Origin of the sequence: Cellulomonas fimi, assembly GCF_028583725.1 — a bacterium.
Classification (GTDB): Bacteria; Actinomycetota; Actinomycetes; order Actinomycetales; family Cellulomonadaceae; genus Cellulomonas; species Cellulomonas fimi_B.
Genome location: NZ_CP110680.1, coordinates 2,577,917 through 2,598,568, shown reverse-complemented (window position 1 = coordinate 2,598,568; position 20,652 = coordinate 2,577,917). Strand labels below are relative to the sequence as shown.

The following is a 20,652-nucleotide window of genomic DNA, read 5'->3' as shown; positions in this document are numbered from 1 at the left end:
GGGAGGGGATCGGCGCTCAGATCGCGCAGGAGTCGTCCGTGCAGGCCGCCGCGTCGGCGTCGCCCAGCACCGTCAGCGGGTTCGCCTCACGCCAGGCGGCCTCGAGCAGCTGCGTGAACACGGCGGCGGGCTGGGCACCGGACACGGCGATGCGGCGGTCGACGACGAAGAACGGCACGCCCGTGACGCCGAGCAGGCGGGCCTGCGCCTCGTCGGCACGCACCGCGTCGGCGGCGCGGTCGCCGTCGAGCACCTCGCGGACGGCGTCGTCGGAGAGCCCCGCCGCGCCGAACCCTGCCGCGCCCGCGAGCTCGACGAGCGTCGCCGGGTCGCCGAGGTCGCGCCCGTGCTCGAAGTGCGCCGAGAACAGCGTCTCGACGAGCGCGTCCGCGAGCGGTGCACCGCCGACCTCGGCCGCGACGTGCACGAGCCGGTGGGCGTCGAACGTGTTGAACGCGAGCGCGCGGTCGAAGTCGTACGCGAGACCCTCACCCGCGGCGACGGCCGTGACGTGCGCGAACATCTCGCGCACGCGGTCGGCCGGGAGGCCCTTGTGCTCGACGAGCGCGTCGACCTCGGGACGTCCCGGGCCGGTCGGCGTGTCGGGGGAGAGCTCGTAGGAGCGCCAGGTGACGCGCACGTGCTCGCGGTGCGGGAACTCGGCCAGGGCGGACGCGAACCGGCGCTTGCCGATGAAGCACCACGGGCACGCGATGTCGGACCAGACCTCGACGTGGAGCGCGCGCGGGCCGACGACGGACCCGTCGACGTGGTCGAGGGTGGGGAGGGTGGTCACGGGAGGATCAGGACCTTTCCGGTGGTGGCGCGCGACTCGAGCGCGCGGTGGGCGTCGGCCGCGTCGGCCAGGGGGAACGTGGCGCCGACGCGCACGTCGAGCGTGCCCGCCCGGACGGCGTCGAACAGCTCGCGGGCGCGCCACTCGAGCTCGTCGCGCGTGGCGGTGTGGTCGCCGAGCGTCGGGCGGGTGAGGAAGAGCGAGCCGCCGGAGTTGAGGCGCTGCGGGTCGAACGGTGGCACCGGCCCTGACGACGCGCCGAACAGGACGAGGGTGCCGCGCCGGGCGAGCGACGCGAGCGACGCGTCGAAGGTGTCCTTGCCGACCGAGTCGTAGACGGCGTGCACGCCGCGCCCGCCGGTGAGGTCGCGCACGAGCGCGGGCAGCTCGGCCGTGAGGTCGCCGAGCTCGCGGTAGCGGATGACGTCGGCGGCACCGGCCTCGCGCGCGAGTGCCTCCTTCTCGGCGGTGCCGACGGTCGCGATCACCCGTGCGCCGCGCTGGGCGGCGAGCTGTGTGAGCAGGAGCCCGACGCCGCCGGCAGCGGCGTGCACGAGCACGTCGTGGCCGGGCGCGACGGGGAACGACGACGTCACGAGGTAGTGCGCGGTCATGCCCTGCAAGGGGAGCGCGGCGGCGACCTGGTCGTCGACGCCGTCGGGCACGACCAGCACGTCCCGTTCGGCGACGAGCGCGAGCTCGGCGTACGCGCCGGGGGAGGCGGCCCACGCGACGCGGTCACCGGGGGCGACGAGTGTGACGTCGGCACCGACGGCGACGACCTCGCCGGACCCCTCGGCGCCGACCACGTGCGGGTACGGCACCCGGTAGACACCGCTGCGGCGGTAGGTGTCGATGAAGTTGACGCCCGCCGCGGCGACGCGGACCAGCACCTGGTCGCGTGCCGGCTCCGGGTCGGGCACGTCGCGGAGCTCGAGGACGTCGGGACCGCCGGCGGCGGTGGCGAGGATGGCGCGCACGTCTGCCGCAACGCGTCCGCCGCGGCCCGTCATCCCGGAATACTGCACGTATCTTCGTGCAGCACCGTGTATGTTCATGCACATGACGTTCAGCGTGGCGGTCGCCGGGGCCAGCGGGTACGCCGGGGGCGAGATGCTCCGGGTGCTCCTCGCGCACCCCGAGGCCCGCATCGGCACCCTGACCGCCCACTCGAACGCCGGGGCCGCGCTCGGCGGGCTGCAGCCGCACCTGCGCTCGCTCGCCGACCGGGTCCTCGCGCCGACCGAGGTCGACGCGCTGGCCGGCCACGACGTCGTCGTCCTCGCCCTGCCGCACGGCGCCAGTGGAGCCGTCGCCGCCGAGCTCGCCGCGCGCGGGGACGACGCGGTCGTCGTCGACCTCGGCGCCGACCACCGCCTCGTCGACCCCGTCGCGTGGGAGACGTACTACGGCAGCGCGCACGCCGGGACCTGGCCCTACGGCCTGCCCGAGCTCCTGCACGCCGGGGAGCGGACCGCCGCCGCCCAGCGTGCAGCGCTCGCGGCCGCCCGGCGCATCGCCGTCCCCGGCTGCAACGTCACCGCCGTCACCTTGGGCCTGCAGCCCGGCGTCGCCGCGGGCGTGATCGAGCCCGTCGACGTGGTCGCGGTCCTCGCCGTCGGCTACTCCGGCGCCGGTCGGACCCTCAAGTCGCACCTCCTCGCGAGCGAGGCCCTCGGCTCCGCGCAGCCGTACGCCGTCGGCGGCACGCACCGGCACATCCCGGAGATCGCCCAGAACCTCCAGGCCGCGGGCGCACCCGACGTGACGATCTCGTTCACCCCGACGCTCGTCCCGATGTCGCGCGGCATCCTCGCGACGGCGACCGCCCGGCTCGTCGAGGGCACCGACCCGGCCGCGGTGCGGGCCGCGTGGGAGGCCGCCTACGCCGACGAGCCCTTCGTGCACCTGCTGCCCGAGGGGCAGTGGCCGACCACGGCTGCGACGCTGGGCGCGAACACCGCGCTCGTGCAGGTCGCGGTCGACGCGCGCGCCGGCCGCGTCGTGACGGTCACGGCGATCGACAACCTCGTCAAGGGGACCGCGGGCGGTGCGCTGCAGTCGCTCAACCTCGCGCTCGGCCTGCCCGAGACGCTCGGCCTCCCGGTCGAGGGCGTGGCACCGTGAGCGCCGTGACCAGCGCGGTCACCGGCCGCACCGTGGACCAGGAGGACTGATGGGTCAGCAGACCGCCGTCGACACCGACGACCTCGCCTCGCCGGGCGTGACCGCCGCCGCGGGCTTCCGCGCGTCCGGCGTGACCGCCGGGCTCAAGGCGTCCGGCCGCCCCGACCTCGCGCTCGTCGTCAACGACGGCCCGCTGCAGGTCGGTACGGCCGTCTTCACGACGAACCGCGTCGTCGGCGCGCCCGTCGTCTGGTCGCGCCAGGTCGTCGCCGACAGCACGGTCTCGGCCGTCGTGCTCAACTCGGGCGGCGCCAACGTCTGCACGGGCCCGGACGGGTTCGCCGACGTGCACCGCACGGCCGAGAAGGTCGCCGACGTGCTCGGCGTGTCCGCGGGCGACGTGGTCGTCGCGTCGACCGGCCTGATCGGCGAGCGGCTGCCGATCGAGAAGCTCCTCGCGGGCGTCGACGACGCCGCCGCCGCCCTGCACGGCGAGGGCGGCCCCGACGCCGCGACCGCGATCATGACGACCGACACGGTCGCCAAGACCGCGCACGTCACGGTCCCGGGCGACTTCGGGACGTTCACCGTCGGAGGCATGGCGAAGGGTGCGGGCATGCTCGCGCCCGGCCTGGCGACGATGCTGTGCGTCATCACGACCGACGCGGTCGTGGACGCGGACGTCGCCGCCGACGCGCTGCGCACGGCCACACGCGCGACCTTCGACCGCGTCGACTCCGACGGCTGCATGTCGACCTCCGACACGGTCGCCCTGCTGGTCTCGGGTGCGAGCGGTGCGACCCCCGACCCGGCGGGCTTCGCGGCCGCGCTCACCGCCGTGTGCGGTCAGCTCGCGCGGCAGCTCGTCGCCGACGCCGAGGGGGCGACGCACGACATCGCGATCACCGTCGTGGGCGCCGAGACCGAGGACGCCGCGGTGGCGGTCGGTCGCGCGGTCGCACGGTCCAACCTCTTCAAGGCGGCGATCTTCGGCAACGACCCCAACTGGGGCCGCGTGCTCGCGCAGGTCGGGACGGTCCCGGAGTCCGTCGCCGCGTTCGACCCCGACCTCCTCGACGTCACGATCAACGGCGTCCAGGTGTGCCGGGCCGGAGGAGCGCACGCACCGCGCACCGAGGTGGACCTCGCCGCGAACCGCGAGGTGCACGTCCTCATCGACCTCCACGCGGGCAGCGAGCTCGCGACGATCTGGACCAACGACCTCACGCACGACTACGTCCACGAGAACAGCGCGTACTCCACATGAGCGGCATCCCCGACGACTTCGTCTTCGACACCCGGACCGACCTGCGCCCCGACCAGAAGGCCGAGGTCCTCATCCAGGCCCTGCCGTGGCTGCAGAAGTTCAACGGTGCGCTCGTCGTCGTGAAGTACGGCGGCAACGCCATGATCGACGAGACGCTGAAGCGCGCCTTCGCCGAGGACATGGTGTTCCTCCACCAGGTCGGCCTGCGGCCGGTCGTGGTGCACGGCGGCGGCCCGCAGATCAACGCGATGCTCGACCGCCTCGGCATCGAGTCCGAGTTCCGCGGCGGCCTGCGCGTCACGACCCCCGAGGCCATGGACGTCGTCCGGATGGTGCTCACGGGGCAGGTGTCCCGCGAGCTCGTCGGCCTGCTCAACGCGCACGGACCGCACGCCGTCGGGCTGTCCGGCGAGGACGGCGGCCTGTTCCAGGCGCGCCGGCGCACGGCGGTCGTCGACGGCGAGCACGTCGACATCGGCCTCGTGGGCGACGTCGTGCACGTGAACCCGAGCGCCGTGCAGGACCTGCTCGACGCGGGCCGCATCCCGGTCGTCTCGACGGTCGCCCCGGACATCGAGGACCCGACCCAGGTGCTCAACGTCAACGCCGACACGGCCGCCGCGGCGCTCGCGGTCGCGCTCGGCGCGCGCAAGCTCATCGTGCTCACCGACGTCGAGGGCCTCTACACGAGCTGGCCCGACCGCACGTCGCTCGTGCGGCGCCTGCGCGCGGCGGAGCTCGCCGAGCTGCTGCCCACGCTCGACGCCGGCATGCGCCCCAAGATGGAGGCGTGCTGGCGCGCCGTCGAGGGCGGGGTCGGCCGCGCCCACGTCATCGACGGTCGCGCCCCGCACTCGATCCTCGTCGAGGTCTTCACGTCCGACGGCATCGGCACGATGGTGCTGCCCGACGAGGAGCCCGCCGACGCCCCGTTCACCGCCCCCGTGCCGGCCGTCCGGCCCACCCCGGAGGTCACCGCATGAGCACCGACGTCACGCCCTCGGGTGCGCGGCACCGGGCCGCGGCGGCGCCCGACGCGTCGCTGCCGGTGCAGGCCGTCGACGGCTCGGTCGCGCAGTGGACCGAGCGGTACACGCACGCGCTGATGGACACGTTCGGCGCGCCGCAGCGCGTCCTCGTGCGCGGCGAGGGCCCGTACGTCTGGGACGCCGACGGCCGCCGCTACCTCGACCTGCTCGGCGGGATCGCGGTCAACTCGCTCGGCCACGCCCACCCGACCCTGACGGCCGCGATCAGCGCGCAGCTCGGCACGCTCGGCCACGTCTCGAACTTCTTCGCGAGCCCGACGCAGATCGCGTTCGCGGAGCGGCTGCTGGAGCTCGCGCAGGCGCCGGAGGGTTCGCGGGTCTTCCTCACCAACTCCGGCACCGAGGCGAACGAGGCGGCGTTCAAGCTCGCGCGGCGCAACGGCGGCCCGGACAGGCCGCGGGTCCTCGCACTCGAGGGCGCGTTCCACGGCCGGTCGATGGGCGCGCTCGCGCTCACGCACAAGGCCGCGTACCGCGAGCCGTTCGAGCCGCTGCCGGGCGGTGTCGAGTTCCTGCCGTTCGGCGACTCCGCCGCGCTCGAGGCCGCGTTCGCCGACGGCGCCGGCGCGACGGTCGCCGCGCTGTTCGTCGAGCCGATCCAGGGCGAGGCGGGCGTCCGGCCGCTGCCGCCCGGCTACCTCGCCCTCGCACGGCGCCTGACGGCCGAGCACGGTGTGCTGCTGATCCTCGACGAGGTCCAGACGGGCATGGGCCGGACGGGCTCGTGGCTCGCCCACCAGCAGCCGGAGATCGGGGGCGGTGTGGTGCCCGACGCGGTGACGCTCGCGAAGGGCCTCGGCGGCGGCTTCCCGGTCGGCGCGCTCGTCGCGTACGGCGAGCGGACGGCGACGCTGCTCGGCCGCGGCCAGCACGGCACGACGTTCGGCGGCAACCCGGTCGCCGCGGCGGCGGGCCTCGCGACGATCGCGGTCATCGAGCGCGACGGCCTGCTCGGCCACGTCCGGACGCTGGGCGCCACGGTGCGCGGCCGGATCGCGGGCCTCGGGCACCCGCTCGTGACCGACGTGCGCGGCCAGGGTCTGCTGATCGCGATCGAGCTCGCGCGGCCGGTCGCGCCTCAGGTCGCGGCGCTCGCACTGGAGGCGGGCTTCGTCGTGAACCCCTGCACCCCGACCACGATCCGGCTCGCCCCGCCGTTCGTCCTCACCGAGGAGCAGGCCGGGACGTTCGTCGACTTCCTCGCGACACTCCCGGCGGACCTGGGGGTGGAGGCATGACCCGGCACTTCCTGCGCGACGACGACCTCACGCCCGCGGAGCAGCGCGAGGTGCTCGAGCTCGCGCTCGCGTTCCGCGACGACCGCTACGTCCGCCGCCCGCTCGTCGGCCCGCGCGCGGTCGCCGTGATCTTCGACAAGCCGACGCTGCGCACGCAGGTGTCCTTCACCACGGGCATCGCGGAGCTCGGCGGCTACCCGCTGCTCGTCGAGGGCTCGCTCGCCCAGATCGGCGTGCGCGAGTCCGTCGCCGACACCGCGCGGGTCCTCGGCCGGCAGGTCGCCGCGGTCGTCTGGCGCACCTATGCGCAGGAGCGGCTCGAGGAGATGGCGCTGCACGGGGGCGTGCCCGTCGTGAACGCGCTCACCGACCTGTTCCACCCGTGCCAGATCCTGGCCGACCTCGCGACGATCGCCCTGCACCGCGGGGGAGTCGGTCGCCTCGCGGGGCAGACGCTCGCCTACGTCGGCGACGGCGCGAACAACATGGCGCACTCCTACCTGCTCGGCGGCGCGACCGCGGGGCTGCACGTGCGCATCGGCACGCCCGACGGCTACCAGCCCGACGCGTCGGTCCTCGCCGACGCGGCGGCGGTCGCGGAGCGCACCGGCGGGTCCGTGACGGTCGTCGGCTCGCTCGCCGAGGCGGTGAAGGGCGCGGACGTCGTCGCGACCGACACGTGGGTGTCGATGGGCCAGGAGGGCGAGGCGGCCGAGCGCGAGACGCCGTTCGTGCCCTTCCGCGTCGACGCGGCCGCGCTCGCGCTCGCCGCACCCGACGCGATCGTCCTGCACTGCCTGCCCGCCTACCGCGGCAAGGAGATCACCGCGGACGTGCTCGACGGCCCGCAGTCGGTCGTCTGGGACGAGGCCGAGTTCCGCCTGCACGCGCAGAAGGCGCTCCTCACGTGGCTGCTGGAGCGGTCGTGACGGTCGCGTCCGGGGCGGTCCCGTCGACGAAGGCGGCGCGGCAGGCGCTCGTCCAGTCGCTGCTGACCCGCGGCACGGTCCACTCGCAGCAGCAGCTCGCCGAGCTCCTCGCCGCGGAGGGCGTGACCGTGACGCAGGCGACGCTCTCGCGCGACCTCGTCGAGCTGCGGGCCGTGAAGGTCCGCACGCCGTCCGGCGCGCTCGCCTACGCGGTCCCGGCCGAGGGCGGCAACCGCGCCGCCACGACCGGCGTCGACGAGGAGATGCTCGCCGCGCGCCTCGCGCGCCTGTGCGCGGAGCTGCTGGTCACGGCCGAGGCGTCGGGCAACCTCGTCGTCCTGCGCACCCCGCCGGGAGCGGCGCAGTTCCTCGCGTCGGCGATCGACCACTCGGTGCTGCCCGCCGTGCTCGGCACCATCGCCGGCGATGACACCGTGCTCGTCATCGCCCGCGAGGGCGACGACCCCGGCGGGCCGACGGCCGCGGGCACGGCGCTCGCCGCCCGCTTCCTCGCGCTCGCGACCGACGCACGACCCGAGTCGCGCCCGCGCACCCTCGACTGAGAAACCCCAGACCCGCACACCCCCTGAGAAGAGAGAAGTTCCATGACTGAGCGTGTCGTCCTCGCGTACTCCGGCGGCCTGGACACGTCCGTCGGCATCGGCTGGATCGCCGAGGCCACCGGTGCCGAGGTCATCGCCGTGGCGGTCGACGTCGGCCAGGGCGGCGAGGACCTCGAGGTCATCCGCCGGCGCGCGCTCGACTGCGGCGCGGTCGAGGCGTACGTCGCCGACGCGCGCGACGAGTTCGCCGCCGAGTACTGCATGCCCGCCCTCAAGGCGAACGGCCTGTACCTCGACCGCTACCCGCTGGTCTCCGCGCTGTCGCGGCCGGTCATCGTCAAGCACCTGGTGCGTGCGGCCCGCCAGTTCGGCGCGACGACCGTCGCCCACGGCTGCACCGGCAAGGGCAACGACCAGGTCCGCTTCGAGGTCGGCATCACGTCGCTCGCGCCCGACCTCACGTGCCTCGCGCCGGTCCGCGACCTCGCGCTGACCCGCGACAAGGCGATCGACTTCGCCGAGAAGCACAACCTCCCGATCGCGACGACCAAGCACAACCCGTTCTCGATCGACCAGAACGTGTGGGGCCGCGCGGTCGAGACCGGCTTCCTCGAGGACATCTGGAACGCCCCGACGAAGGACGTCTACACCTACACCGACGACCCGACGTTCCCGCCGGTCGCCGACGAGGTCGTCGTGACGTTCGAGGCCGGCGTGCCCGTCGCGCTCGACGGCGTCCCGGTGACGCCGCTGCAGGCCATCCAGGAGATGAACCGCCGCGCGGGCGCCCAGGGCGTCGGCCGGATCGACATCGTCGAGGACCGCCTCGTCGGCATCAAGTCCCGCGAGGTGTACGAGGCGCCGGGCGCGATCGCGCTCATCGCCGCGCACCAGGAGCTTGAGAACGTCACCGTCGAGCGCGAGCAGGCCCGCTTCAAGCGTGGCGTCGAGCAGCGCTGGACCGAGCTCGTCTACGACGGCCAGTGGTTCTCGCCGCTCAAGAAGTCGCTCGACGTCTTCATCGACGACACGCAGAAGTACGTCTCGGGCGACGTCCGCCTCGTCCTGCACGGCGGTCGCGCGACCGTCTCGGGCCGCCGCTCCGACGCGTCGCTCTACGACTTCAACCTCGCGACCTACGACACGGGCGACACGTTCGACCAGTCCGCGGCGAAGGGCTTCATCGAGATCTACGGCCTGTCCTCCAAGCTCGCCGCGGCCCGCGACGTGCGCTTCGGCAACGCCGAGGACCTCGGCTCGCAGGGCGGGATCGGCAGTGTCTGACGAGCAGGCGCCGCTGGCCCTGTGGGGCGGCCGGTTCGCGTCCGGACCGGCCGCCGCGCTCGCCGACCTGTCACGGTCGACGCACTTCGACTGGCGGCTCGCCGACCACGACATCTCGGGGTCGGTCGCGCACGCGCGCGTCCTGCACCGCGCGGGCCTGCTGACCGCCGACGAGCTCGACGGCATGGTCGACGCGCTCGAGCGGCTGCGCGCCGACGTCGCGTCCGGGGCGTTCGGCCCGGCGCCCGACGACGAGGACGTGCACACGGCCCTCGAGCGCGGCCTGATCGAGCGCGCGGGCACGGAGCTCGGCGGCAAGCTGCGGGCCGGGCGCTCGCGCAACGACCAGATCGCGACGCTCGTGCGGATGTACCTGCGCGAGCAGGCGCGCGTCCTGTCGGGTCTGGTCCTCGACGTCGTCGACGCGCTCGTCGCGCAGGCGAGCGCGGCGGGCGACGCCCCGATGCCCGGCCGGACGCACCTGCAGCACGCGCAGCCCGTCCTGCTCGCGCACCACCTGCTCGCGCACGCGTGGCCGCTGCTGCGCGACGTCGGGCGCTGGGTCGACTGGGACGCGCGCGCCGCGAGCTCGCCGTACGGTTCGGGCGCCCTCGCGGGCTCGTCGCTCGGGCTCGACCCCGCGGCGGTGGCCGCCGAGCTGGGGTTCGCCGGACCGGTCGAGAACTCCATCGACGGCACCGCGTCGCGCGACGTCGTCGCCGAGTTCGCGTTCGTCGCCGCGATGCTCGCGGTCGACCTGTCGCGGCTGGCCGAGGAGGTCGTGCTCTGGTCGACCAAGGAGTTCGGGTTCGTGCGCCTGCACGACGCGTACTCGACGGGGTCGAGCATCATGCCGCAGAAGAAGAACCCGGACGTCGCCGAGCTCGCGCGCGGCAAGGCGGGCCGTCTGGTCGGCGACCTCACCGGTCTGCTCACGACCCTCAAGGGCCTCCCGCTCGCGTACAACCGCGACCTGCAGGAGGACAAGGAGCCGGTGTTCGACCAGGTCGACCAGCTCACGGTCCTGCTGCCGGCGTTCGCGGGCATGGTCGCGACGCTGACGTTCGACACCGACCGCATGGCGTCGCTCGCGCCGCAGGGGTTCTCGCTCGCGACGGACATCGCCGAGTGGCTCGTGCGCGAGGGCGTGCCGTTCCGCGTCGCGCACGAGGTCGCCGGCGCGTGCGTCCGCGCGTGCGAGCAGCACGAGCCCGCGATCGAGCTCTGGGAGCTCACCGACGACGAGCTCGCGGCGATCTCGCCGCACCTCACCCCGGCGGTCCGCTCGGTCCTGTCGGTCGAGGGCTCGCTCGCGTCGCGCGACGCGACGGGCGGCACCGCGCCGGTGCGCGTCGCGGAGCAGCTCGCGGCCGCCCGTGACGCCGCGGCGGCGCTGCGGACGCGGTTCGCGCACATCTGACGGCGGGCGGGTCCTCATCGCGGGGGCCCGCCTGCCGATGGGCCCTGAGAACCCCGCGCACGGTCGTGCCCGGGCACGGTTCGCAGGACGAGGAGCGACGCCCCGGTGACCACCGTCAGCACCGACGTGAGACAGGACGCCGGCGGGCGCGGGCGCACGGCCACGCAGGACCGCCCGTACCTGAGCACGCTCAACGGCTTCCAACGATGGTTCGCGAACCTGTCGGTCCGGTCGAAGGTCCTCTGCCTCGCGCTCGTGATGCTGACGATGGTGCTGGCCGTGCTCGTCGTCGCGTGGGCGGACGGCACGGAGGTCGCGGCGCTCGCGGACGGGGACCCGGCCGTGACCGAGCACGTCGCCGGCACGCGACGCACGCTGCTCGGGCTCGGCGTGGCGGCGACCGTCCTCGCGGGCGGCCTCACCGCGTGGGGCGCGCACGCGATCGACCGCGAGCTGAGCCGGCTGTTCCGCGTCTCGGCCGCCGTGGAGGCGGGCGACCTCACGACGCGCGCGAACCTCGACAACCGGGACCAGATCGGCCGCGCGGGCCGCGCGCTCGACACGGGCCTGCACGCGCTGCACCGCTCGCTGCGGGTGGTCGCCGACGAGGTCGTCGTCCTCAACGACGTCGCGCAGAAGCTCGACGACGGCAACCGGAGGCTGTCGGCGACCGCGGAGCGCGCCAGCGACGACGCGAACGCCGCCGCCACCGCCGCGGGCCAGGTCTCGGCCACGGTTCGCGGCGTCGCCGCCGGTGCCGACCAGATGGGGTCGTCGATCCGGGAGATCGCGAGGAACGCGAGCGAGGCGCTGCGGGTCGCGAGCGACGCGACGAGTGCCGTTGACGAGGCCGTGGTCACGGTCGGCCGCCTCGGCGACTCCTCGGAGCAGATCGGCGCCGTCGTGCGGCTCATCACCTCGATCGCGGAGCAGACGAACCTGCTGGCCCTCAACGCGACCATCGAGGCCGCGCGTGCGGGCGACGCGGGCAAGGGGTTCGTCGTCGTCGCGAACGAGGTGAAGGAGCTCGCGGCCGAGACCTCGCGCGCCACCGACGAGATCGCGCGTCGCATCGACGCCATCCAGGCCGACACCGCGGCCGCGGTCGACGCGATCGGCCGGATCACCGGCGTGATCGCGGCCATCAACGACTACCAGTCGACGATCGCCGCGGCCGTCGAGGAGCAGACGGCGACGACCGTCGCGATGACGCGGGGCGTGAGCGAGGCGGCGACCGGGGTCGGCGAGATCGCGACGGCGGTGTCGTCGGTCGCCGGCGGGGCGGGCGAGACGACGGACGCCCTCGAGCGCGAGAGCGTCACGGTCGGCTCGATCGCCGCCGTCTCCGAGCGGCTGGCGTCGTCGACGGCGGCCTTCCGCATCTGACGGGCATGATGTGGATCCCCGCGCAGAGAGGTGACCCCGTGCCCGCTGATCCGTCCGACGCCGTCGCCGTCGTCGTGGCGCTGACCCGCGCCGCGCAGCCGCGTCTCGGACCCGTCCGGCTGGTGTGCGTCGACGGCCCCGCCGGTTCCGGCAAGTCGACGCTCGCCGGTCGCGTGGGTGCGGCGCTGGACGCGCCCGTGCTGCACCTCGACGACCTGCTCGCGGGCTGGTCCGGTCTCGAGGGCGTGTGGGACAGGCTGGCCGCCCAGGTCCTCGACCCGCTCGCGGCCGGGCGGCCGGGTCGCTACCAGCGCTACGACTGGGTCGCGGGCGCGTTCGCCGAGTGGCACGACGTCCCGGTGCCCGACGTCCTGGTCCTCGACGGCTGCGGCTCCGCGCGCACGGCGGCCGACCCGGTCGCCGCCGTGAAGGTCTGGGTCGAGGCGGCGCGCGACCTGCGGCTGTCCCGCGGTCTCGCGCGCGACGGCTTCGACGCACGCGACAACTGGGTCGCGTGGATGCGGTCCGAGCAGGAGCACTTCACCCGTGAGCGCACGCGGGAGCGCGCCGACGTCCACGTGGACGCGGTCGGGCGCCTGGTGGAGCGCTGACACCGACGCCCCGCCGGCACGGTCCGCGCACCGGATCGGCGATCCGCCCGCGCCGGTCGTGCGGCAGGATGAGCGCGTGACCCTGCCGAGCGACGCACCGACGACCCCGGACGCGGCCGACCCGCGCGCGGTCGTCGCCGTGCCCGCGCGTGTCTGGTACAGCCGCGACGTGCACGTCGTGGCGCGCGACCTCCTCGGCTCCTACCTGACGTCCCGGTCGGACGAGGGCGACGTGACGGTCCGGATCACCGAGGTCGAGGCCTACGGCGGCGCCGACGACCCGGGCTCGCACGCCTACCGCGGCCGCACCTCGCGCAACGCGGTGATGTTCGCCGAGCCCGGCCGTCTGTACGTCTACCGCCACCTCGGCCTGCACCACTGCCTCAACGTCGTCGCGCAGCCGACCGGCAGCCCGTCAGCCGTCCTGCTGCGTGCGGGCGAGGTCGTCGAGGGCGAGGACCTCGCCTGGCGGCGGCGCGAGCAGGTCGGCGTCGTCGACTCCCGGCGGCAGCTCGCCCGCGGTCCGGCGCGGCTCGCCGTGTGTCTCGGCCTCGACCTGCGCGCGAACGGTGCGGACCTCACCGAGGCCGGCGGTGCGACGGTGCTGCACCGGCACGCCGGCCCGCTGCTGTCGGCCCACGCGTCCGGCCCGCGCGTCGGTGTCTCCGGAGCGGGCGGCGACGTGCAGTTCTCGTGGCGCTACTGGCTGACGGGGGAGCGCACCGTGTCGGCGTACCGGCCCGCGTATCGGCGGCCGGCGTCGGTAGACGTCCCGTGAGGACGACGACGTCGGCCCCGTGCCCCCCGCCCTTCGTGGGCACCCCGTCCTTCGTGGGCGCCGCGACCGCGGCTGCCCCGACCTTCGCAGGAGAACCCTCGTGACCGACATCCTCGACGAGCTCGCGTGGCGCGGGCTCGTCGCCCAGACGACCGACGCCGACGCGCTCCGCACCGCCCTCTCCGACGGCCAGGTGACGCTGTACTGCGGCTTCGACCCGACGGCGCCGAGCCTGCACATCGGCAACCTGGTCCAGATCCTCACCGTGCGGCGCCTCCAGGACGCCGGGCACCGCCCGCTCGCGCTCGTCGGCGGTGCGACGGGCCTCATCGGCGACCCGAAGATGACGGGGGAGCGCACCCTGAACTCGCGCGACGTCGTCGCCGGCTGGGTCGAGCGGATCCGCCGCCAGATCGAGCCGCTGCTCCGCTTCGACGGCCCCGCCGCGGCGACGATGGTGAACAACCTCGACTGGACGGAGCCGCTGTCCGCGATCGACTTCCTGCGGGACGTCGGCAAGCACTTCCGGCTCGGCACCATGCTCGCCAAGGACACCGTCGCCCGCCGGCTGAACAGCGACCAGGGCATCAGCTTCACCGAGTTCAGCTACCAGATCCTGCAGGGCATGGACTTCCTCGAGCTGCACCGGCGGCACGGCGTCACGCTCCAGACGGGCGGCAGCGACCAGTGGGGCAACCTGCTGTCGGGCGTCGAGCTCATCCGCAAGGTCGAGGGGACCGCGGTCCACGCGCTCACCACACCGCTGGTGACCAAGGCCGACGGCACCAAGTTCGGCAAGACGGAGGCCGGGACGGTGTGGCTCGACCCCGAGCTCACGACCCCGTACGCCTTCTACCAGTTCTGGCTCAACGCCGACGACGCGGACGTCGTGAGCTACCTGAAGATCTTCACGTTCCGCTCGCGCGAGCAGATCGAGGAGCTCGCGGACGCGGTGGCCCAGCGCCCGGCGGCCCGCGAGGCGCAGCGCGCGCTGGCCCACGACGTGACGTCGCTCGTGCACGGGTCGGCGGCCGCCGACAAGGTCGTCGAGGCGAGCCAGGCGCTGTTCGGGCGTGGCTCGCTCGCGGACCTCGACGAGGCGACTCTCGCGGCGGCCGTCGCCGAGCTCCCGACGGCGGCCGGCCGCGCGGGCGACCCCGTGGTCGACGTGCTCGCCGCCTCCGGGATCGTCGCGTCGAAGGCGGCGGCTCGTCGTGCGATCGGCGAGGGCGGCGCCTCGGTCAACAACGTCCGCGTCGAGGCCGAGGACGCGGTCCTGCGCCCCGAGGACCTGCTCCACGGCCGGTGGGCGGTCCTGCGACGGGGCAGGCGCACGCTCGCGGTCGTGGACACCCACGCCTGACGCCACCACCCGACGGATGCCCGGTCCCCTCACCAGGGGGCCGGGCATCCGTCGTCCGGGCCGGCCTCGGCGAGCGGACTGCGCGCGCGCCGACGGGCACTCCCGGTCCGAACTGCGGGTCGGGTGCACGACGTACCGGACATGCCGGGCGAGGGACCGGTGCCGCGAGGCCAGGGAGCCGATCCGTGCAACCCGCAGGGACCCCGGCTCGCACGACGTCCCTGCAGGTCAGGACGGTGCACGACGCCGTGGCGCGCCGCCCGGACCCCGTCGTGACGGGGGTCACCGGACCCGGATTTGCCTCCTGCGCCAGGGCCCGCGTAATGTTCTCGATGTCGCCCGGCAGGGAGGAACGGACACCGAGGAACGATCCCGGTGGCTGGTCCCGCGGGTGGCCGCCCCCGAACAGAACCGCAGGAGCTCAGTGCGCCTGCAGCGCAGTTCGGGATGGGCCTGCGCCCGCCACCGGATGCCCGCGAGGGTGGACGGGGACGGCGAGAAGGTCCGGTAAGATGGAGAACGACAAAGCCTCTGACGAAGAGCCGAAAGGCTCGAGCAGATGCGCGTCTGTTCCTTGAGAACTCAACAGTGTGCCAAGTAGTCGATGCCAAGATGGTCCATCGCGCGGTTTCGTGTGGTGGGTCTTGGTTGAGATTGAGGAGGCTCGTCCACCCCCGTGGATCGGGTCTTCTTTTGACAGCCGAATCTGATTGGCCCTTCGGGGCTGTTTCGTGTGTCGGTTGCCTGCCTGCTTTGGTGGGTGGGTGCCATGTAGACATTTACGGAGAGTTTGATTCTGGCTCAGGACGAACGCTGGCGGCGTGCTTAACACATGCAAGTCGAACGGTGACGACCAGCTTGCTGGTCTGATCAGTGGCGAACGGGTGAGTAACACGTGAGCAACCTGCCCCTGACTCTGGGATAACGACCGGAAACGGTCGCTAATACCGGATATGAGACGTACAGGCATCTGTTGCGTCTGGAAAGTTTTTCGGTCAGGGATGGGCTCGCGGCCTATCAGCTTGTTGGTGGGGTAACGGCCTACCAAGGCGACGACGGGTAGCCGGCCTGAGAGGGCGACCGGCCACACTGGGACTGAGACACGGCCCAGACTCCTACGGGAGGCAGCAGTGGGGAATATTGCACAATGGGCGCAAGCCTGATGCAGCGACGCCGCGTGAGGGATGACGGCCTTCGGGTTGTAAACCTCTTTCAGCAGGGAAGAAGCGCAAGTGACGGTACCTGCAGAAGAAGCGCCGGCTAACTACGTGCCAGCAGCCGCGGTAATACGTAGGGCGCAAGCGTTGTCCGGAATTATTGGGCGTAAAGAGCTCGTAGGCGGTTTGTCGCGTCTGCTGTGAAAACCTCAGGCTCAACCTGGGGCTTGCAGTGGGTACGGGCAGACTAGAGTGCGGTAGGGGTGACTGGAATTCCTGGTGTAGCGGTGGAATGCGCAGATATCAGGAGGAACACCGATGGCGAAGGCAGGTCACTGGGCCGCAACTGACGCTGAGGAGCGAAAGCATGGGGAGCGAACAGGATTAGATACCCTGGTAGTCCATGCCGTAAACGTTGGGCACTAGGTGTGGGGCTCATTCCACGAGCTCTGTGCCGCAGCAAACGCATTAAGTGCCGCCCGCCTGGGGAGTACGGCCGCAAGGCTAAAACTCAAAGAAATTGACGGGGGCCCGCACAAGCGGCGGAGCATGCGGATTAATTCGATGCAACGCGAAGAACCTTACCAAGGCTTGACATACACCGGAAAAGTGCAGAGATGTGCTCCCCGTAAGGTCGGTGTACAGGTGGTGCATGGTTGTCGTCAGCTCGTGTCGTGAGATGTTGGGTTAAGTCCCGCAACGAGCGCAACCCTCGTCCCATGTTGCCAGCGGGTTATGCCGGGGACTCATGGGAGACTGCCGGGGTCAACTCGGAGGAAGGTGGGGATGACGTCAAATCATCATGCCCCTTATGTCTTGGGCTTCACGCATGCTACAATGGCCGGTACAAAGGGCTGCGATACCGCGAGGTGGAGCGAATCCCAAAAAGCCGGTCTCAGTTCGGATTGGGGTCTGCAACTCGACCCCATGAAGTCGGAGTCGCTAGTAATCGCAGATCAGCAACGCTGCGGTGAATACGTTCCCGGGCCTTGTACACACCGCCCGTCAAGTCACGAAAGTCGGTAACACCCGAAGCCGGTGGCCCAACCCTTGTGGGGGGAGCCGTCGAAGGTGGGACTGGCGATTGGGACTAAGTCGTAACAAGGTAGCCGTACCGGAAGGTGCGGCTGGATCACCTCCTTTCTAAGGAGCATCTGGCACCGCGCTCGCCTGTCATGGGTGGGTGTGTGGTGTCCAGGCCCACGCCCCGGCCGAACGAGCTGGGGGTGGTGCTCGAGGGTGGAACATCGACTACGGCCGGCTTGGTTCCGGTGGCTTCTAGTACGCCTGCAGCTCGTCTGCGGGGAGGGAACGGAGATCCACACCGGGTGATCGGGTCGGCCTGGCACGCTGTTGGGTCCTGAGGGAACAGCCGTCATGGTTGTTGACCTCGGGGTCGAGTCGCGCACTTGATCCGCTTGCGGGCGGGTGGGGTGCGCGTCGGCCTGCGGGCCGCCTGGTCCAGCGAACCGCCCCTGGTGGGTAGGCGCGCGGACGTCACAGGTGAGTCACCCGGTCGTAGCTTGAGAACTGCACAGTGGACGCGAGCATCTTTGAATGATCTTTGTGGTCAAGTTTATAAGGGCACAGGGTGGATGCCTTGGCACTAGGAGCCGAAGAAGGACGTGGTAGCCTGCGATAAGCCTCGGGGAGTTGGCAAACGAACCGTGATCCGAGGATGTCCGAATGGGGAAACCCCGCACGAGTCATGTCGTGTGACCCGCACCTGAATATATAGGGTGTGTGGAGGGAACGCCGGGAAGTGAAACATCTCAGTACCGGCAGGAAGAGATATTCCGTGAGTAGTGGCGAGCGAAAGCGGATCAGGCCAAACCGTATGCGTGTTCAAGCCGGCAGGCGTTGCGCATGCGGGGTTGTGGGACCTTTCAGCTGGTTCTGCCGAACCAGCAGGGAGTCAGAAAGTCGCGTCATAGTCGAAGGGCATTGAAAGGCCCGGCACAGAGGGTGGTACCCCCGTAGACGAAATGGCGTGGCCTCCCGAGAGGGATCCCAAGTAGCTCCGGGCCCGAGAAACCTGGAGTGAATCTGCACAGACCACTGTGTAAGCCTAAATACTACCTAGTGACCGATAGCGGACAAGTACCGTGAGGGAAAGGTGAAAAGTACCCCGGGAGGGGAGTGAAATAGTACCTGAAACCGTGTGCCTACAAACCGTCGGAGCCTCCCTAGCAGGGGTGACGGCGTGCCTTTTGAAGAATGAGCCTGCGAGTTAGTGGTACGTGGCGAGGTTAACCCGTGTGGGGAAGCCGTAGCGAAAGCGAGTCCGAACAGGGCGATTCAGTCGCGTGCTCTAGACCCGAAGCGGAGTGATCTAGCCATGGGCAGGGTGAAGCGCGGGTAAGACCGCGTGGAGGCCCGAACCCACCAGGGTTGAAAACCTGGGGGATGACCTGTGGTTAGGGGTGAAAGGCCAATCAAACTCCGTGATAGCTGGTTCTCCCCGAAATGCATTTAGGTGCAGCGTCACGCGTTTCTTGCCGGAGGTAGAGCTACTGGATAGCCGATGGGCCCCACCAGGTTACTGACGTTAGCCAAACTCCGAATGCCGGTAAGCCAGAGCGTGGCAGTGAGACTGCGGGGGATAAGCTCCGTAGTCGAGAGGGAAACAGCCCAGACCACCAGCTAAGGCCCCTAAGCGTATGCTAAGTGGGAAAGGATGTGGAGTTGCACAGACAACCAGGAGGTTGGCTTAGAAGCAGCCACCCTTGAAAGAGTGCGTAATAGCTCACTGGTCAAGTGATTCCGCGCCGACAATGTAGCGGGGCTCAAGCATACCGCCGAAGGCTTGTGGCATTCACACGTTCGACAAGCCTTCGTGGTTCAGTCGTGTGGATGGGTAGGGGAGCGTCGTGTGGCGGGCGAAGTCGCGGGGTAACCCAGCGGTGGACGCCACACGAGTGAGAATGCAGGCATGAGTAGCGAAAGACGGGTGAGAAACCCGTCCGCCGAATGACCAAGGGTTCCAGGGCCAGGCTAATCCGCCCTGGGTAAGTCGGGACCTAAGGCGAGGCCGACAGGCGTAGTCGATGGACAACGGGTTGATATTCCCGTACCGGCGAAGAACCGCCCATACCGAGCCCGGTGATGCTCACCGTCCGAGCCGGCCCACCGCACCTTCGGGTGCACCGGGCCGGGGAGCACGGGACCCGAACCGGTAGTAGGTAAGCGTATTAACAGGGGTGACGCAGGAAGGTAGCCAAGCGTGGCGATGGTTGTCCACGTCCAAGGTCGTAGGGCGAGGTGTAGGCAAATCCGCACCTCACGAGCCTGAGAGGCGACGGTGACCGCGAATGCGGGAATCTGGTGATCCTATGCTGCCAAGAAAAGCCTCGACGCGAGGTTCTAGCCGCCCGTACCCCAAACCGACTCAGGTGGTCAGGTAGAGAATACCAAGGCGATCGAGAGAATCGTGGTTAAGGAACTCGGCAAAATGCCCCCGTAACTTCGGGAGAAGGGGGGCCTGAAGCGTGAACCGACTTGCTCGGGGAGCGTGAAGGGCCGCAGAGACCAGGGAGAAGCGACTGTTTACTAAAAACACAGGTCCGTGCGAAGTCGCAAGACGATGTATACGGACTGACGCCTGCCCGGTGCTGGAAGGTTAAGAGGACGGGTCAGCCGCAAGGCGAAGGCAGAATTTAAGCCCCAGTAAACGGCGGTGGTAACTATAACCATCCTAAGGTAGCGAAATTCCTTGTCGGGTAAGTTCCGACCTGCACGAATGGCGTAACGACTTCTCCGCTGTCTCAACCGCGAACTCGGCGAAATTGCACTACGAGTAAAGATGCTCGTTACGCGCAGCAGGACGGAAAGACCCCGGGACCTTTACTATAGCTTGGTATTGGTGTTCGGTGCGGCTTGTGTAGGATAGGTGGGAGACTGTGAAGCCGGCACGCCAGTGTCGGTGGAGTCAACGTTGAAATACCACTCTGGTCGCTCTGGACATCTAACCTCGGTCCGTGATCCGGACTAGGGACAGTGCCTGGTGGGTAGTTTAACTGGGGCGGTTGCCTCCTAAAATGTAACGGAGGCGCTCAAAGGTTCCCTCAGCCTGGTTGGCAATCAGGTGGCGAGTGCAAGTGCACAAGGGAGCTTGACTGTGAGACTGACAGGTCGAGCAGGGACGAAAGTCGGAACTAGTGATCCGGCGGTGGCTTGTGGAAGCGCCGTCGCTCAACGGATAAAAGGTACCCCGGGGATAACAGGCTGATCTTGCCCAAGAGTCCATATCGACGGCATGGTTTGGCACCTCGATGTCGGCTCGTCGCATCCTGGGGCTGGAGTAGGTCCCAAGGGTTGGGCTGTTCGCCCATTAAAGCGGTACGCGAGCTGGGTTTAGAACGTCGTGAGACAGTTCGGTCCCTATCCGCTGCGCGCGCAGGAAACTTGAGAAGGGCTGTCCCTAGTACGAGAGGACCGGGACGGACGAACCTCTGGTGTGCCAGTTGTTCCGCCAGGAGCACGGCTGGTTGGCTACGTTCGGAAGGGATAACCGCTGAAAGCATCTAAGCGGGAAGCCTGCTTCAAGATGAGGTTTCCACGGGACTCGTCCCGAGAGGCACCCCGCTAGACCACGGGGTTGATAGGCCGGATGTGGAAGAGGGGACCAACGACCCTCGCAGCTGACCGGTACTAATAAGCCGACAACTTCACCACTCATTCATTG

General features: G+C 70.5%; 14 protein-coding genes and 2 rRNA genes. 14 read left to right on the top strand and 2 right to left on the bottom strand.

The window, feature by feature from the left end; translation table 11 throughout:
- Nucleotides 1–16: 16 nt before the first annotated feature.
- Nucleotides 17–796: a DsbA family oxidoreductase gene (locus tag OOT42_RS11755; protein ID WP_273651397.1), complete on the bottom strand. Its 780-nt coding sequence runs from the start codon at nucleotides 794–796 to the stop codon at nucleotides 17–19.
- A complete protein-coding gene (locus OOT42_RS11750; RefSeq protein ID WP_273651396.1) occupies nucleotides 793–1,776 on the bottom strand; it encodes a quinone oxidoreductase family protein in 984 nt (327 codons plus the stop codon). The genes OOT42_RS11755 and OOT42_RS11750 overlap by 4 nt, the downstream gene beginning before the upstream one ends.
- Before the next feature lie 82 nt (nucleotides 1,777–1,858).
- On the opposite strand from OOT42_RS11750, the gene argC reads away from it, so the two are divergent.
- The 14 genes from argC (at nucleotide 1,859) to OOT42_RS11680 (ending at nucleotide 20,642) form a co-directional block, all read left to right on the top strand.
- Nucleotides 1,859–2,923: an N-acetyl-gamma-glutamyl-phosphate reductase gene (gene argC / locus OOT42_RS11745; protein ID WP_273651395.1), complete on the top strand. Its 1,065-nt coding sequence runs from the start codon at nucleotides 1,859–1,861 to the stop codon at nucleotides 2,921–2,923.
- A gap of 49 nt (nucleotides 2,924–2,972) precedes the next feature.
- A complete protein-coding gene (gene argJ, locus OOT42_RS11740) occupies nucleotides 2,973–4,190 on the top strand; it encodes a bifunctional glutamate N-acetyltransferase/amino-acid acetyltransferase ArgJ (protein ID WP_273651394.1) in 1,218 nt (405 codons plus the stop codon).
- Nucleotides 4,187–5,173, top strand: a complete 987-nt coding sequence (argB, locus tag OOT42_RS11735) for an acetylglutamate kinase (RefSeq protein WP_273651393.1) — start codon at nucleotides 4,187–4,189, stop codon at nucleotides 5,171–5,173. The genes argJ and argB overlap by 4 nt, the downstream gene beginning before the upstream one ends.
- A complete protein-coding gene (locus OOT42_RS11730; RefSeq protein WP_273651392.1) occupies nucleotides 5,170–6,477 on the top strand; it encodes an acetylornithine transaminase in 1,308 nt (435 codons plus the stop codon). The genes argB and OOT42_RS11730 overlap by 4 nt, the downstream gene beginning before the upstream one ends.
- A complete protein-coding gene (gene argF / locus OOT42_RS11725; protein WP_273651391.1) occupies nucleotides 6,474–7,406 on the top strand; it encodes an ornithine carbamoyltransferase in 933 nt (310 codons plus the stop codon). Before OOT42_RS11730 ends, argF begins: the two co-directional genes overlap by 4 nt.
- Nucleotides 7,385–7,969 carry an arginine repressor gene (locus tag OOT42_RS11720; protein WP_273651390.1) on the top strand — a complete coding sequence of 195 codons (585 nt, stop codon included), beginning with the start codon at nucleotides 7,385–7,387 and terminating at the stop codon, nucleotides 7,967–7,969. Before argF ends, OOT42_RS11720 begins: the two co-directional genes overlap by 22 nt.
- Before the next feature lie 42 nt (nucleotides 7,970–8,011).
- On the top strand, nucleotides 8,012–9,253 hold the full coding sequence (locus OOT42_RS11715; RefSeq protein WP_273651389.1) for an argininosuccinate synthase: 1,242 nt from the start codon (nucleotides 8,012–8,014) through the stop codon (nucleotides 9,251–9,253).
- A complete protein-coding gene (argH, locus tag OOT42_RS11710; protein WP_273651388.1) occupies nucleotides 9,246–10,673 on the top strand; it encodes an argininosuccinate lyase in 1,428 nt (475 codons plus the stop codon). The genes OOT42_RS11715 and argH overlap by 8 nt, the downstream gene beginning before the upstream one ends.
- A gap of 105 nt (nucleotides 10,674–10,778) precedes the next feature.
- Nucleotides 10,779–12,059 (top strand): methyl-accepting chemotaxis protein, encoded by a 1,281-nt coding sequence (locus tag OOT42_RS11705; protein ID WP_273651387.1) that lies wholly within the window; start codon nucleotides 10,779–10,781, stop codon nucleotides 12,057–12,059.
- 38 nt (nucleotides 12,060–12,097) lie between these two features.
- Complete coding sequence (locus tag OOT42_RS11700; RefSeq protein ID WP_273651386.1) at nucleotides 12,098–12,670, top strand: uridine kinase family protein; 573 nt, start codon at nucleotides 12,098–12,100, stop codon at nucleotides 12,668–12,670.
- 76 nt (nucleotides 12,671–12,746) lie between these two features.
- Nucleotides 12,747–13,448 (top strand): DNA-3-methyladenine glycosylase, encoded by a 702-nt coding sequence (locus tag OOT42_RS11695; RefSeq protein WP_273651385.1) that lies wholly within the window; start codon nucleotides 12,747–12,749, stop codon nucleotides 13,446–13,448.
- A 100-nt stretch (nucleotides 13,449–13,548) separates the two neighbouring features.
- Nucleotides 13,549–14,811: a tyrosine--tRNA ligase gene (tyrS, locus tag OOT42_RS11690; RefSeq protein WP_273651384.1), complete on the top strand. Its 1,263-nt coding sequence runs from the start codon at nucleotides 13,549–13,551 to the stop codon at nucleotides 14,809–14,811.
- A 778-nt stretch (nucleotides 14,812–15,589) separates the two neighbouring features.
- Nucleotides 15,590–17,111 (top strand): 16S ribosomal RNA (locus OOT42_RS11685).
- Between the two features lie 425 nt (nucleotides 17,112–17,536).
- A 23S ribosomal RNA gene (locus OOT42_RS11680) occupies nucleotides 17,537–20,642 on the top strand.
- Together the 16S and 23S rRNA genes form the textbook arrangement of a ribosomal RNA operon.
- The last annotated feature ends 10 nt before the right edge of the window (nucleotides 20,643–20,652 follow it).

What these genes read in the sequence shown, in the direction of transcription:
- argC (WP_273651395.1), top strand. Translation starts at nt 1,859, where the DNA reads ATGACGTTCAGCGTGGCGGTCGCCGGGGCCAGCGGGTACGCCGGGGGC.
- argJ (WP_273651394.1), top strand. Translation starts at nt 2,973, where the DNA reads ATGGGTCAGCAGACCGCCGTCGACACCGACGACCTCGCCTCGCCGGGC.
- argB (WP_273651393.1), top strand. Translation starts at nt 4,187, where the DNA reads ATGAGCGGCATCCCCGACGACTTCGTCTTCGACACCCGGACCGACCTG.
- OOT42_RS11730 (WP_273651392.1), top strand. Translation starts at nt 5,170, where the DNA reads ATGAGCACCGACGTCACGCCCTCGGGTGCGCGGCACCGGGCCGCGGCG.
- argF (WP_273651391.1), top strand. Translation starts at nt 6,474, where the DNA reads ATGACCCGGCACTTCCTGCGCGACGACGACCTCACGCCCGCGGAGCAG.
- OOT42_RS11715 (WP_273651389.1), top strand. Translation starts at nt 8,012, where the DNA reads ATGACTGAGCGTGTCGTCCTCGCGTACTCCGGCGGCCTGGACACGTCC.